Source organism: Qipengyuania sp. GPGPB31 (genome assembly GCF_038396345.1).
In the GTDB taxonomy this organism is placed as follows: Bacteria; Pseudomonadota; Alphaproteobacteria; order Sphingomonadales; family Sphingomonadaceae; genus Qipengyuania; species Qipengyuania citrea.
Map to the genome: position 1 here is coordinate 717,071 of NZ_CP149572.1, position 13,589 is coordinate 730,659.

Consider the following 13,589-nt stretch of genomic DNA (forward strand, 5'->3'; position numbering starts at 1 on the left):
AAGTGACGATGAGGACTGCGATCTACGGTGCGGCGGTCCTCGTCGCCGCTTCGCTGGCAGCGCCGGTGGCAGCGCAGGATACGCCTGCCACGCGGCTTTCGACGCTGGCGGATGCCTTCTACGACTACCGGCTCGAACAATTCGGCCAGATCGAGACTGCCAACGGCAGCACCCGGCGCGGCCCCGCGCTGTGGTCGGTCGCACCCGAAGCGCAGCGGGCACGGGCGGCGCAATATGCCGATTACCTCGCCCGGCTCGATGCCATCGACCTGTCCGCCCTCGACGCGACGGAGCGCACCAATGCGCTGGTGCTGCGGACCCTGCTCGAAGCCGAAATCGGTGATGCGCGGTTCGCCGAATGGGAAATGCCTTTCGACAGCGACAGCAATTTCTGGTCCTATCTCGCACCGCGTTCCGGTTTTACCACAGTCGCGGAATATGAGGATTACATCGGCCGGATGCGCGACATCCCGCGCTATTTCGCCGAACACACCGCCAATGCCCGCGCCGGGCTGGCGCGCGGGTTCTCGGTACCGCGGGTCACGCTCGAGGGACGCGACGTCTCGATCGCATCCTATGTCGTGGACGATCCCGAGCAAAGCGCGTTCTGGACCCCCTTCGCCGATATGCCGCGCAGCATCTCGCCGGCCGATCAAGCGCGCTTGCGCGCCGCCGGCCGCGCCGCGATTGAAGAAAGCGTGACGCCCGCCTATGCCGAATGGCTCGCCTTCTTTCGCGAAGAATACCTGCCGCAGACCCGCACCTCTCTGGGCGCGAGCGAGTTTCCCGACGGGGCGGCCTATTACGCGCAGCAGATCCGCCAATACACCACGCTCGACCTGTCCGCCGAGCAGATCCACCGCATCGGGCTCGACGAAGTCGCGCGGATCACCGCCGAAATGGAAAAGGTGAAGGCCGAAGCCGGCTTCGCGGGGACGCTGGCCGAATTCGTGACCTTTTTGCGCACCGATCCGCAATTCGTGGCGCGCAGCGGCGACGAGCTGATGGGCGTCTCATCCTATGTCGCCAAGCGCGTCGACGGGAAACTGGCCGATTACTTCGGTTTCCTGCCCCGCCACCGCTTCACGATCCGCCCCGTCGATCCCGCAATCGCCCCCTTCTACACCGCGGGACGCGGCGGGCTCGAGGCGTGCCAGATGAATACCTACGACCTGCCGTCGCGCCCGCTCTATAACATCCCCGCGCTGACGCTGCACGAATGCGCGCCCGGGCACAGTTTCCAGGGCGCGGTCGCGCTCGAACAGGAGGAAGCTCCGCGGTTCCGCCGGCAGACCTATTTCTCCGGTTTCGGCGAGGGCTGGGGGCTCTATGTCGAACATCTCGGCGAGGAGATGGGCATCTACCGCACGCCCTACGAGAAGTTCGGTCGGCTTTCCTATGAGATGTGGCGCGCGGCGCGGTTGGTCATCGATACTGGAATCCACCACTACGGGTGGAGCCGCGAACAGGCGGTCGATTACCTGTCGAGCCATACTGCCCTGTCTGACCGCGAAGTCGGGACCGAGATAGATCGCTATATCAGCTGGCCCGGCCAGGCGCTGGCCTACAAGCTGGGCGAAATGACCATTCGCAGGGTTCGCGCCAAGGCCGAGGAGGAGCTGGGCGAACGCTTCGATATCCGCAAGTTCCACGATGTGGTTCTGGCGCTGGGATCGGTGCCGCTGCCCGCGCTCGAAGCGCGCATCGATGCCTTTATCGCCGATGGCGGGCAGGGACTGCCCGGCGTGACTTACGACTGAGGAACGGCGAGGCCGCTCGTCCGTATGTGATCCGACAGGGACGCAAACGGAGAGATACCATGAACACCAAGCTGTTACTCGCACCCGCGCTACTCGCCTCGAGCCTCGGTCTGGGCGCCTGCGCGCAGAATTACGCGGTCGAGGGCGCAGCTGCCGGTGCGGCCGCCGGTGCCGGGCTGAGCGCATTGCTGGGCGAAGACCTCGAAACCTATGCGCTAGCCGGTGCCGCGATCGGCGGGGTGATCGGCTATGTCAGCGACAAGGACGACGATTGCGACGGCTATTACGGCGATGGCCGCTATGTCGACGACGACTGCCGCGATGACGATCGCTACGCCCGCTACTGGCGCTGATCGCCTGGCTGGATGAACACCCGATCAAACTAAAAGGGCCGTCCCGCATGGGGCGGCCCTTTTAGCATCGGCTGCCCAAAGGGCCTAGCGCTCAGCCCCCGGGAAGCGGACCAGCAGGTCGTATGCTGCGGGATCGGCGATGCCCGCGACCTTGACGCCATTGCGCAGCCAGAAGGCGTGCTTCACGATCTCGGCCTGCTGTTCGATCCCGTAGCGATCGAGCGACCAACCGGGTTTGAGCGCATAGTCATAGCGCGCCCACGGCATGCGGCGCGTGACCAGGTACCAGTCGCCCATGGTCTGGACCTGCCAGACATGCACCAGTTCATGGATCAACAGCCCCTGGCGCAGCACGTTCGCAGTCGAGAAATCGTCGCAATAGGCATCGCCCCGCGGGTGGAAATGGACGTGACCGCGCGGCGCCATCGTGATCCGGCGGGGCTGGAACGGAAACCATTTCCGCCGCCGGATCGTCACTTTGCCGTAATCGATCGCGTCGCCGAACACGCTCCGCGCGAGCTTTACCTCGCCCCGCGTCAGGCGGCGTTCGCCCCCCGCCGGGCAGGAATGCGCGACAGGCTGGTCGTGGGTTTCCATTCCCAGCGTGTCGCGCAGATCGTTCAGCGTTCGTCACCCGCGGCGCGAATTTCCACCGGGAAGGTCTTCTGCTTGCCGCCGACCACGGTCAGCGTCATCTCGGTGGTGCCGCCGGCCTCGAGTACGGGATCGACATCGAACACCATCACGTGGAAGCCGCCGGGGGCGAAGCTCTCGCTCTCGCCCGCATTGACCAGCACCTGACCGACGCTGTCCATCATCATCTGGCCGTTCATTTCCATCGATCCGTGCAGTTCGGCGCTGCCGGCGCCTTCAACATCGGCGCGGCGGATCGCGTAATTGCGATCGCCGGTGTTCTCGACGTCGAAATAGATCGCGCCCGGGCGGTCCGAAACCGCCGGCAACATCAGCCGCGCATTGCTGACTTCGAGCATGACTTCGTCCGCGACGGGGGCGGCGGCCTCGTCGCCGGTATCCGAACAACCTGCCAGCGCAACCATCGCAAAACCCAGCGCCAGCGGCGCGAAATGCGTGAATTTCATGGATTTGATCCCCTCTTCGTCCTGCGCAAAAACTAGCGCGGCACGTCCCTTGTGCCAAGAAAAACCGCACCTATATCGCTCGTGTAACACACCACCGGATAGAGCCGCCAACCGGTTCCGCCAGGATCGGGGAACCCAGCGTGCGGTGTCCAACGACTTGAAACAGATGGGGAAACCATGAGCAAAGTTATCGGTATCGACCTTGGCACCACCAACAGCTGTGTCGCCGTGATGGACGGCGGCAAGCCCAAGGTCGTGGAAAATTCGGAAGGCGCGCGCACCACGCCTTCGATCGTTGCCTTCACCAAGGACAACGAACGTCTGATCGGTCAGCCGGCCAAGCGCCAGGCAGTGACCAATCCGGACAACACGCTGTTCGCGATCAAGCGCCTGATCGGCCGCCGGTTCGACGACCCGCTGACCAAGAAGGACATGGAGCTCGTCCCCTATGACATCGTCAAGGGCAAGAACGGCGATGCCTGGGTCGAAGCCGGCGGCGAAGACTATTCGCCCAGCCAGGTATCGGCCTTCATCCTGCAGAAGATGAAGGAAACCGCCGAGAGCTATCTTGGCGAAACCGTCACGCAGGCAGTGATCACCGTTCCCGCATACTTCAACGATGCGCAGCGCCAGGCGACCAAGGACGCCGGCCAGATCGCCGGTCTCGAAGTGCTGCGCATCATCAACGAGCCGACCGCCGCGGCGCTTGCCTATGGCATGGACAAGGAAGACGGCAAGACGATCGCCGTCTACGACCTTGGCGGCGGCACCTTCGACGTCTCCGTGCTCGAAATCGGTGACGGCGTGTTCGAAGTGAAGTCGACCAATGGCGACACTTTCCTGGGCGGCGAAGACTTCGACAGCGCCATCGTCGAATATCTCGCAGACGAGTTCAAGAAGAAGGAGAACATGGATCTCCGGACCGACAAGCTCGCGCTGCAGCGCCTCAAGGAAGCCGCCGAAAAGGCCAAGATCGAACTGTCGAGCTCGGCTTCGACCGAAGTCAACCTGCCCTTCATCACTGCCCGCATGGAAGGCGGCAGCTCGACCCCGCTGCATCTGGTCGAAACGATCAGCCGTTCGAAGCTCGAACAGCTCGTCGGCGACCTGATCAAGCGCACGCTCGAGCCGTGCAAGAAGGCACTGGCCGACGCCGGCGTGTCGAAGAACGAGATCGACGAGGTTATCCTGGTCGGCGGCATGACCCGCATGCCCAAGGTGCGCGAAGTGGTCGAAGAGTTCTTCGGTTCCAAGCCGCACACCGGCGTGAACCCCGATGAAGTCGTCGCCATGGGCGCAGCGATCCAGGCCGGCGTCCTTCAGGGCGACGTCAAGGACGTGCTGCTGCTCGACGTGACTCCGCTGTCGCTGGGGATCGAGACGCTGGGCGGCATCATGACCAAGATGATCGACCGCAACACGACGATCCCGACCAAGAAGACGCAGACCTACTCGACCGCCGAGGACAACCAGAACGCGGTGACGATCCGTGTTTTCCAGGGCGAGCGCGAAATGGCGCAGGACAACAAGATGCTCGGCCAGTTCGACCTGGTCGGCATTCCCGCTGCCCCGCGCGGCGTGCCGCAGATCGAGGTCACTTTCGACATCGACGCCAACGGCATCGTCAACGTGTCTGCGAAGGACAAGGGAACCGGCAAGGAGCAGCAGATCCGCATCCAGGCTTCGGGCGGTCTGTCCGATGACGACATCGAGAAGATGGTCCAGGATGCAGAGAAGTTCGCCGACGAGGACAAGAAGCGCCGCGAAGGCGCCGAGGCCCGCAACCAGGCCGACAGCCTCGTCCATGCGACCGAGAAGCAGCTCGAAGAGCATGGCGACAAGATCGACGCTTCGCTGAAGAGCGAAGTCGAGGAGAAGGTCGCCGCGCTCAAGACCGCGCTCGAGGGCGATGACCCCACCGACATCAACGCCAAGGCCGAAGACCTGTCGCAGAGCGCGATGAAGATGGGCCAGTCGATCTACGAGCAGGAACAGGCGAATGCCGCGTCCGCAGCTCCGGAAGGCGAAGCCGCGAGCGACGGCGGCGCGGAGGAAGAGGTGGTCGACGCCGAATTCTCCGAAGTCGACGAAGACGCGAAGAACTGATCGAACGATGAGAAACCAGTCGCCACCGGTGCCCCAGCGCACCGGTGGCGATTAGTTATTGGGAAGCCATGTCGACAACCGAAACCGACCTGTACGAATTGCTCGGCGTCAGCCGCGATGCCGATGGGGCGACGATCAAGTCCGCCTATCGCAAGCTGGCAATGAAACACCACCCCGACCGCAATCCCGGTTGCACCGAGAGCGAGGGCAAGTTCAAGGCGGTCAGCGCTGCCTATGAAGTGCTCAAGGATCCGCAGAAACGGGCGGCCTACGACCGTTTCGGGCATGCCGCGTTCCAGCAGGGCGGTCCCGGCGGCGGCGGTCATCCGGGCGCCGATTTCGGCGATATCGGCGATATATTCGAAACCATCTTCGGCAGCGCATTCGGCGGGGGTGGCCGCACGAGGGCGCGCCGCGGCGCCGACCTGCGCTACGATCTGCAGATCGATCTCGAGGATGCCTTCAGCGGCAAGTCGACCGAGATCGAGATCGAGGTCTCCGAAAACTGCGAGACCTGCCATGGATCGGGCGCGACGCCGGGGACCCGCGCGCGCACCTGCAACCTGTGCCACGGCCAGGGACAGGTCCGTGCCAAGCAGGGTTTCTTCGTCGTCGAACGCCCCTGTCCCAACTGCCACGGCAGCGGCGAAGTCATTTCCTCGCCCTGCCGCGACTGCCGCGGCGAAGGCCGCGTCGACAAGGCGCAGGCGCTGGAGGTGGAAATCCCGCCGGGCGTCGATACCGGTACGCGTATCCGCCTTTCGGGCAAGGGCGAAGCCGGCCCGCGCGGCGCACCTCCGGGCGATCTCTACATTTTCCTGCACGTCAAACCGCATGCGATCTTCGAACGTGAAGGCACCACGCTGGCCACGCGCGTCCCGATCAGCTTCACCAAGGCTGCCCTGGGCGGATCGATCACCATTCCCAATATCGACGGCGAGGAAGTCACGCTCGAAATCCCGGCGGGCATCCAGTCGGGCAAGCAGCTCCGCCAGCGCGGTGCGGGCATGCCCGTGCTGCAGGGCCGCGGACGCGGCGATCTGGTGATCGAAATCGCGGTCGAGACACCGACGCGGATCAGCAAGGAACAGCGCGCGCTGCTCGAACAGTTCCGCGAGCTCGAAACCGGTGACGAATGTCCCGAGAGCCGCGGCTTCTTCGACAAGCTCAAGGGCGCGCTGGGCGGGTGATTGCCAAGTACGGCAGGGCCCGCGATAAGCGCGCCATGCTGCCTGCGCTGACGATCATCGACGATTTCCTGTCCGATCCCTGGGCCGCGCGCCGCGCCGCGCTGGCGCTCGATTATGCGCCGCCGGGGGCGGGCGGGAATTACCCCGGGCGCGATACGACCGGGGCCTTGCCGGTGGACGCGATCGACGCGTCGGTATCGCGGCATCTCGGCGTGGAACTGGTCGGTGCGCCGGGCACCGAACATGGCCATTGCCGCATGACGCTGAAAGCCGACAGGGGGCGCAGCGGCGTCCATGTCGATCCGGCGTTCTACTCTGGCATTCTCTATCTCTCGCGGCCGGAAGACTGTCTCAAGCCCGGCGCGGGCGGCACCGATTTCTTCCGCCACAAGCGCACCGGCCTCGAACGCGTCCCCGCCAATGGCGCCGAACTCGCCGCGACCGGCTATGATACGGTGGACGATCTCGTCGCCGACGTGGTCAACAAGGACACCACCCATCCGGCCAAGTGGGAACGCGTGATGCGCGTGCCCATGCGCTTCAACCGGCTGGTCCTGTTTTCGCCGTGGCAGTTCCACACCGCCGCGCCGGGTTTCGGCACCGATCCCGAAAGCGCGCGGCTCGTCATGCTGCTCTTCTTCGCGCGTGCGGGACGCTAGGGCATCCGGGCGACGATTTCGCCGCGGATCTCGTCGATCAGCCGCAGCGCACAGCGCCCCGTGCGTTGCTCCTCGTCCAGGATCGCGTGAAACGCCTCACGCTTGAAATGCGCGCACGTCTCGGGCGCGAACGGCTTGTCCAGCGTCGAACAGACAAGATCGATCATCCGTTCGCACCCGTGCAGCCGGCCCCACAGGTAATCGTTCTCGCGATAGGCGCGGCTGAAGAACGCACCGAAATTGTAGAACTCGATCCCGCGTAGCGTCGCGGCGGTGCCGCCCTCGCGAATGCTGCGGGCATCGTCGGGGCTGATCCGGTCGACCTTGACCGGGTCGAACTCGGTCAAACCTTCGTTTCGCAACAGGGGCAGGGTAGCGACGTCGTAATAGGGAAAGCCGAGATAGGTCAGCAACATCCGGCGGCGCAGGTTCTTGGGCATGACCTCCAGCGCTTCGGCCAGCATTTCCTCGGCGCGGTCATCGAGCTCGGGCAGCAGGCGCTGGGCTTCGATCAGGTCGAGCAGCGTGCCCGGATCCTGCAGGACGCGCTCTGCCAGATCGCCGAAGCGGCTGCCCAGCGCGGCCGTGCCTTCCTTCTCGAAATAGAGCGACAGGATGCGGTACACCGCGTCGCGGGCCTGCTCCAGCGCGTCGTCGGGGATTTCGGGATCGGCCTCCCAGTCGCGAGCCAGACGGCGCGCCAGCAATCGCAGACGGCGGATGCGAAAGCCGATGTCGTGTTCGCGGAAGAAGGCGATCGCTTCGGCCGACGCCCCGCCCGAAGGCGATGCCAGCGTTTCCAGCCCGCGGCGGATCAGTTCTTCACGCAGCACCGCTTCGATCGGCGCGGGATCATCGATTGCCAGCTTGGGTGCCGCATCCAGAACCAGCCGCGCGAGCCGTCCGACGATACCGGTGAACTTCGCCTGCGCATAGGCATGAAAGGCATAACCCGCGCGTTCGGCGGCGGATTGCTGCGCCTTCTGGCGCCAGCTCTTGAGCCGGGCCGGGGTGGGTCGGTCGAAGAACAGCGTGCGCCCGAACAGCTTTTCCACTGCGCCATCGACCTCGGGGCGCAGCGCGGCGACGATGCGGCCCAGCCGTTCGGCCTCGCGGCTCTGTTCCTCGAGCTGTTCGAGATTGTCGCGGATCGGCTGTTCGCGCGGCAACGTCGACAGCGAACCGAAGATCGCCGAGAAGAAGCCGACCGGTTCGCTCTTGCCGTCGGCTCGTTCTCCGAACCGGTCGGGCCGGGGGTCGACATAGACGAAGCGCCGATCCACCTCGCGCTGCGCGGGGCGCCCCTGCAAGGCCGAGATCGCGCCTGCAAAGGGCTTGTTGACCAGCACCGACCCATCGATAAGCGACACGTTATCAAGCGTTTCCCGCGCAACATGGACAGGCATGACGCGCTTGAGGAAAGCTTCCCTTTCAGGCCAGTTCCGTTCGGTCAGGTCGGACAGCCGGTCGATTTCCTCGACCCGCAGCGGGGGGAACGCGCCCGGGAAACTGGCGGTCGCGCGCGCCGCGAAGACGAGTTCGAGTGGGTTCGCGAGATCGGTTCCGCCGGCAAGCGGCGCGCGCGCGCGAAATGCGATCGGCATGCGGTGTTCGGTATCCTCGACCACCGGCGGGCTGTGGAGCCGCAGCAATTCCTGGTACCCGTGGAAATCGGTGGCGGTGACATACAGGTCGAGCGGATGGCCCGGCGGCAGCAGCGGTTCGTCGATCGGGCCCTCGGCCATGGCCGAAAACGCGCGTTCGAGCAGGCGCGAGAAACCGAGGCCGGAAAAGGGTGGCTCGAACCAGCGCCCCCGGATGAGGTGCGATACCTTGCGCTCCACCTCGGCCCGGGTTTCGGGCGCGACTGCATCGGTGATGCCGCTGCCCGGACGGCTCAGCAGCCAGTTGGCGAAGGGCTGCGCCCACATCTTCGAAAAGCGCCATTTCAGGCGCGCGGCGGGATCGACCAGTTCGTCGACATCGGCGACCTCGAGCCACAGGTCGGTCAGCGGTTCGAGCGACTGGCCCGAATGGACCGCCTGCGCGAGGAACACCGCGTTGATCCCGCCCGCGCTGGCCCCGCTCATGATATCGGGCAGGATGCGCAGCCGCAGGCCGTGTTCGTCCTCGATCCGTTCGATCAGCTGGCGGTAGACCGCCTCCACCCCTTGCAACGGACCGCTTGCGGCGTGGAACGCGCGACTGGCGCGGGCCAGCTGCCACAGCTCGCGCGTGACCCCATGCATGTAGATCGCCAGGCTGACGCCGCCGTAGCAGACCAGCGCTATCCGCAATTCCTTTTGCCGCATCGCCCGGTCATGGCGGGATAAATCGGTAAAGGCAATTGCGTTCGTGAAATGTTCCGTTTAGCGATCGGGCATGGCCAAACCGAAGAAACGCTATGTCTGCCAGGCATGTGGCGGCGTGTCGCATCGCTGGCAGGGGCAGTGCCCCGACTGCGCCGAATGGAACACGCTGGCGGAAGACGCGCCGGCGACTGTGTTCTCGATGAAACACGATCTGTCGAGCGGGGGCCGCGCGGTCGAATTCGTCGAACTCGACAAGCCCGGCGCCTTGCCGCAGCGCCAGCCCACCGGCCTGGCCGAATTCGATCGTGCGCTGGGCGGCGGACTGGTGCCGGGATCGGCGATCTTGCTGGGCGGTGACCCGGGTATCGGCAAGTCGACGCTGTTGCTGCAGGCCGCGGCCAGGATCGCGCGCGAAGGGCGCGGCGTGGTCTATGTTAGCGGCGAGGAGGCCAGCGGGCAGGTGCGCATGCGCGCCGCGCGGCTCGGATTGTCCGATGCGCCGGTCAAACTCGCTGCGGCCACCGGCGTGCGCGATATCCTTACCTCGCTCGGATCGATGGATGCGCCGGGACTGCTGGTGATCGATTCGATCCAGACCATGCATTCGGACACGATCGAAGGCGCGCCCGGGACGGTCAGCCAGGTGCGCGGCTGCGCCTTCGAGCTGATCCGCTACGCCAAGGAAAACGGCGTCGCGCTGGTACTGGTGGGGCACGTCACCAAGGACGGCAGCATCGCCGGGCCGCGCGTGCTCGAACACATGGTCGATGTGGTGATGAGCTTCGAGGGCGAGCGCAGCCACCAGTACCGCATCCTCCGTGCGCTCAAGAACCGGTTCGGCGCGGTCGACGAGATCGGCGTATTCGCAATGGCGGGGGAGGGGCTGGAAGAAGTCGACAACCCCTCGATGCTGTTCCTTTCGGGCCGGGACGAGCCGATGGCGGGCAGCGCGGTGTTCCCCGCGATCGAAGGGACCCGGCCGGTGCTGGTCGAGATCCAGGCACTGATCGTCCGCCTGCAGTCGGGCGCGACGCCGCGCCGCGCGGTCGTGGGGTGGGACAATGGCCGGCTGGCGATGCTGCTGGCCGTGCTCGAATCGCGCTGCGGCCTCAACTTCTCGGCGGCCGAGGTCTATCTCAACGTGGCCGGTGGCTACCGGTTGTCGGACCCGGCTGCCGACCTTGCGGTGGCCGCGGCGCTGGTCAGCGCGATGGCGGACAAGCCGCTCCCGCCACGCAGCGTATGGCTCGGTGAAGTCTCGCTCGCCGGAGAGATCCGCCCGGTGGCGCATGGCGGGCTGCGGCTGCGCGAAGCCGCCAAGCTCGGTTTCGATCGCGGTTTCGGCCCGGTAGACGTCAAGGGCGCGGGCAGCGCGCTGACCTATGACGGCTTGGGACAATTGGCCAATCTCGTTGACCGCATAATCGGGAATTCATAAGTCCGGCCGCATGGGCAGGTCATGACTGGTTTCGATTACATCGTTTTGCTGATCGTGGGCATTGCCGCGGCGGGCGGTTTCATGCGGGGATTCCTGCAGGAAGTCCTGTCGCTGGCGGCGTGGGTCCTCGCCGCATTCGCGATCCGCGCGCTGCATACGCCGCTGACGCTGGCGCTGCAGGACCACATCGGCACCGACATCACCACCGCGCTGCTGGCGTTCACACTGCTGCTGCTGATCCCCTATGCCGCGATGAAGGTGATCGCCAACAATGTCGGCGCGGTGTCGCGCTCGTCTATGCTCGGGCCGGTGGACCGGGTGCTCGGCTTCGGTTTCGGCGCGCTCAAGGGCATGCTGATCGTCGTCATCGCGTTTTCGCTGCTGGTGGTCGGCTACGACACGGTGTGGAGCTACAAGGGCCGCCCGAACTGGATCACCACCGCGCGCAGCTATGAACTGGTGGACGCCAGTTCGCGCTCGCTGGTCGAAGTGCTGGCCGAACGGCGCGCCCGGCTGCGCGAACAGGCCGCCGACGGCGCCTGATGGCGGCCCCGCGCGCGCCGGCGCTGTATTCTCCCGCACTGCTCGCCATGGCGGTCGAACTGGCGGACTATCCCTTCGATGCGCAGGCGGTCGCGGTGGGCGAGGCGCGGTCGCGCAGCTGCGGCAGCGTGATTTCGCTGTCGTCGGTCCACACCGGCCGGCTCGAGCGGATCGGTCTGAAGGTGAGCGCCTGCGCAGTCGGGCAGGCCTCGGCGGCCATTTTCGCGCGCGAAGCGGGCGGCATGGACGCGGCCGCGGTGTCACGCACGCTGGGTGCCCTCGGCGAATGGCTCGAAGGCGATGCCGCCGCGCCCGCGCTCGCACGGATCGACATGCTCGAACCCGCGCGCGCCTACCGCGCCCGCCACGGGGCCATTCTCCTGCCGTGGAAGGCCGCGCTCGACGCGCTTTCCAAGGGTGGGGGTGCAGGCTAGACCGATCGAACGAAAACCACACTCGCGATGCAGGGGGAGCGCGACATGGCCACAGGTGCCGTCACACCGCACAGGGAACCGACCGAGAAGGAAATACGCCTCGTCATTGCGGCAAGCAGCGCGGGGACTATCTTCGAATGGTACGATTTCTTCATCTACGGCACCCTCGCCGGGCTGATCGGCGCGGCCTTCTTCCCGAGCGATAACGAGACGCTCGAGATCCTGCTGGTGTGGGCCGGTTTCGCGGTCGGCTTCGGCTTCCGTCCGCTGGGCGCGATCCTGTTCGGCTTCCTCGGCGACCGGCTGGGGCGCAAATACACCTTCCTCGTGACGGTCACGCTGATGGGGATCGCCACCGCCGGCGTGGGCCTCATCCCCAGCGCGGCCAGCATCGGCATCGCCGCGCCGTTGATCGTGATCTGCCTGCGCATCCTCCAGGGTCTCGCGCTCGGCGGCGAATATGGCGGCGCGGCGATCTATGTCGCCGAACACGCGCCGCCCGAGAAACGCGGCTTCTACACCAGCTTCATCCAGGCCAGCGTGGTCGGCGGCTTCGTGCTGTCGATCCTGGTGGTAATCGCCTGCCGCGCGTTCATCCCCGCACAGGACTTCGCCGAATGGGGCTGGCGGATCCCGTTCCTGCTGTCGATCGTGCTGCTGTTCATCTCGCTGTGGATGCGGCTCAAGCTGTCGGAAAGCCCCGTCTTCCAGGCTATGAAGGCCGCAGGCGAAACCAGCGCCAATCCGTTCAAGGAAAGCCTGACCTATCCCGGCAACCCCAAGCGTATCTTCGTGGCGCTGTTCGGCATCACCGGGGTGCTCACCACGATCTGGTACACCGCTTTCTTCTCCGGCCTGTCCTTCCTGCGCGGCCCGATGCGGGTCGACGAGAACGTGGTCGAATGGATGCTGCTGATCGCGGGTACGCTGTCGATGGGCTTCTATATCATCGTCGGCAAATGGTCCGACCGCGTCGGGCGCAAGAAACCGATCATCATCGGCGCGCTGGCCTCGCTGGCGCTGCTCTTCCCCGTGTTCTGGGGGATCGGCGCGCTCGCCAACCCGGGCCTGCAGGACAGCGCGCGCGCGGCCCCCGTCACGGTCAGCGGCCCGGCCTGCGAATACGATCCCTTCGCCGAAGTGCAGGCCAGCCCCTGCGGCCGCGCGCTGCAGGACCTGACCGCGCTGGGCGTGCCCTATACGGTGACCGAGGAGCCGCAGCCGGAACTGGCCATCGGCACACAGAGCTACAGCTACGAAGGGCTGCCTTCCGACACCCGCCGCGCGATCGTCCAGAGCTGGCTCGAGAGCAATGGCTATTCGTTCGAACGGCAGGTCCCGCCACTGGCGAGCATCATCGGCATCATTGCGCTGCTGCTGGTGCTGGGCATGCTGTCGGCGCTGACCTACGGTTCGGTCGCGGCGCTCCTGTCGGAGATGTTCCCCGCGCGCATCCGCTACAGCTCGATGTCGATCCCCTACCATATCGGCGCGGGCTACCTGGGCGGTTTCCTGCCGCTGATCGCGGGCTATATCGTGGCCATGACGGGCAATGCCTATGCCGGGCTGTGGTACACGATCGTGGTGGTCGGTTTCGGCGTGATCGTTGCCTGGTGGGGATTGCCCGGTGGTCCGCCACGCGATTTCGAAGACAGCGTGCAGGACCCGCCGGTCTCGCCCGTGCTGCCATGAGT

The 13,589-nt window shown here is 65.6% G+C and carries 12 protein-coding genes; 9 read left to right on the top strand and 3 right to left on the bottom strand.

Translation table 11 applies throughout. The annotated features are described in order from the left end of the window. Positions 1 to 8 precede the first annotated feature (8 nt). Both WKH79_RS03725 and WKH79_RS03730 read left to right on the top strand, forming a co-directional pair. Complete coding sequence (locus WKH79_RS03725; protein WP_341859643.1) at positions 9 to 1,760, top strand: DUF885 family protein; 1,752 nt, start codon at positions 9 to 11, stop codon at positions 1,758 to 1,760. Between the two features lie 59 nt (positions 1,761 to 1,819). Then, on the top strand, positions 1,820 to 2,113 hold the full coding sequence (locus WKH79_RS03730) for a YMGG-like glycine zipper-containing protein (RefSeq protein WP_050600536.1): 294 nt from the start codon (positions 1,820 to 1,822) through the stop codon (positions 2,111 to 2,113). Between the two features lie 84 nt (positions 2,114 to 2,197). Here WKH79_RS03730 and WKH79_RS03735 read toward each other — a convergent pair whose 3' ends face one another. Further along, positions 2,198 to 2,710 carry a vgr related protein gene (locus WKH79_RS03735; protein ID WP_341859644.1) on the bottom strand — a complete coding sequence of 171 codons (513 nt, stop codon included), beginning with the start codon at positions 2,708 to 2,710 and terminating at the stop codon, positions 2,198 to 2,200. Between the two features lie 23 nt (positions 2,711 to 2,733). Continuing rightward, positions 2,734 to 3,213, bottom strand: coding sequence for a copper chaperone PCu(A)C (locus tag WKH79_RS03740; RefSeq protein WP_341859645.1), 480 nt, complete (start codon positions 3,211 to 3,213; stop codon positions 2,734 to 2,736). Between the two features lie 177 nt (positions 3,214 to 3,390). On the opposite strand from WKH79_RS03740, the gene dnaK reads away from it, so the two are divergent. The 3 genes from dnaK (at position 3,391) to WKH79_RS03755 (ending at position 7,168) form a co-directional block, all read left to right on the top strand. Continuing rightward, the gene (gene dnaK / locus WKH79_RS03745; RefSeq protein ID WP_063505605.1) at positions 3,391 to 5,319 is read left to right on the top strand and encodes a molecular chaperone DnaK; all 1,929 of its coding nucleotides are present in this window, start codon (positions 3,391 to 3,393) and stop codon (positions 5,317 to 5,319) included. 68 nt (positions 5,320 to 5,387) lie between these two features. After that, on the top strand, positions 5,388 to 6,509 hold the full coding sequence (gene dnaJ / locus WKH79_RS03750; RefSeq protein WP_050600532.1) for a molecular chaperone DnaJ: 1,122 nt from the start codon (positions 5,388 to 5,390) through the stop codon (positions 6,507 to 6,509). A 35-nt stretch (positions 6,510 to 6,544) separates the two neighbouring features. Beyond that, positions 6,545 to 7,168 carry a DUF6445 family protein gene (locus WKH79_RS03755; protein WP_341859646.1) on the top strand — a complete coding sequence of 208 codons (624 nt, stop codon included), beginning with the start codon at positions 6,545 to 6,547 and terminating at the stop codon, positions 7,166 to 7,168. Here the strand turns inward: WKH79_RS03755 and WKH79_RS03760 are convergent. Continuing rightward, entirely contained in the window at positions 7,165 to 9,480 is a 2,316-nt protein-coding gene (locus WKH79_RS03760; protein WP_341859647.1) for a patatin-like protein, read from the bottom strand. The genes WKH79_RS03755 and WKH79_RS03760 overlap by 4 nt on opposite strands. A 70-nt stretch (positions 9,481 to 9,550) precedes the next feature. Here WKH79_RS03760 and radA point away from each other — a divergent pair, with 70 nt between their 5' ends. The 4 genes from radA to WKH79_RS03780 are packed head-to-tail and all read left to right on the top strand — an operon-like array spanning position 9,551 to position 13,587. Then, positions 9,551 to 10,918 carry a DNA repair protein RadA gene (gene radA, locus WKH79_RS03765; protein WP_063506698.1) on the top strand — a complete coding sequence of 456 codons (1,368 nt, stop codon included), beginning with the start codon at positions 9,551 to 9,553 and terminating at the stop codon, positions 10,916 to 10,918. Positions 10,919 to 10,939: 21 nt separating this feature from the next. After that, positions 10,940 to 11,461, top strand: a complete 522-nt coding sequence (locus WKH79_RS03770) for a CvpA family protein (RefSeq protein WP_050600528.1) — start codon at positions 10,940 to 10,942, stop codon at positions 11,459 to 11,461. Next, positions 11,461 to 11,895, top strand: a complete 435-nt coding sequence (locus tag WKH79_RS03775) for an iron-sulfur cluster assembly scaffold protein (protein ID WP_341859648.1) — start codon at positions 11,461 to 11,463, stop codon at positions 11,893 to 11,895. The genes WKH79_RS03770 and WKH79_RS03775 overlap by 1 nt, the downstream gene beginning before the upstream one ends. 45 nt (positions 11,896 to 11,940) lie before the next feature. Next, on the top strand, positions 11,941 to 13,587 hold the full coding sequence (locus WKH79_RS03780; RefSeq protein ID WP_341859649.1) for an MFS transporter: 1,647 nt from the start codon (positions 11,941 to 11,943) through the stop codon (positions 13,585 to 13,587). Positions 13,588 to 13,589 lie beyond the last annotated feature (2 nt).

Coding starts and splice junctions, on each gene's coding strand:
- dnaK (WP_063505605.1), top strand. CDS start 3,391: ATGAGCAAAGTTATCGGTATCGACCTTGGCACCACCAACAGCTGTGTC.
- WKH79_RS03730 (WP_050600536.1), top strand. CDS start 1,820: ATGAACACCAAGCTGTTACTCGCACCCGCGCTACTCGCCTCGAGCCTC.
- WKH79_RS03740 (WP_341859645.1), bottom strand. CDS start 3,213: ATGAAATTCACGCATTTCGCGCCGCTGGCGCTGGGTTTTGCGATGGTT.
- WKH79_RS03780 (WP_341859649.1), top strand. CDS start 11,941: ATGGCCACAGGTGCCGTCACACCGCACAGGGAACCGACCGAGAAGGAA.
- WKH79_RS03735 (WP_341859644.1), bottom strand. CDS start 2,710: ATGGAAACCCACGACCAGCCTGTCGCGCATTCCTGCCCGGCGGGGGGC.
- dnaJ (WP_050600532.1), top strand. CDS start 5,388: ATGTCGACAACCGAAACCGACCTGTACGAATTGCTCGGCGTCAGCCGC.
- WKH79_RS03760 (WP_341859647.1), bottom strand. CDS start 9,480: ATGCGGCAAAAGGAATTGCGGATAGCGCTGGTCTGCTACGGCGGCGTC.
- WKH79_RS03725 (WP_341859643.1), top strand. CDS start 9: ATGAGGACTGCGATCTACGGTGCGGCGGTCCTCGTCGCCGCTTCGCTG.
- WKH79_RS03770 (WP_050600528.1), top strand. CDS start 10,940: ATGACTGGTTTCGATTACATCGTTTTGCTGATCGTGGGCATTGCCGCG.
- WKH79_RS03775 (WP_341859648.1), top strand. CDS start 11,461: ATGGCGGCCCCGCGCGCGCCGGCGCTGTATTCTCCCGCACTGCTCGCC.
- radA (WP_063506698.1), top strand. CDS start 9,551: ATGGCCAAACCGAAGAAACGCTATGTCTGCCAGGCATGTGGCGGCGTG.
- WKH79_RS03755 (WP_341859646.1), top strand. CDS start 6,545: ATGCTGCCTGCGCTGACGATCATCGACGATTTCCTGTCCGATCCCTGG.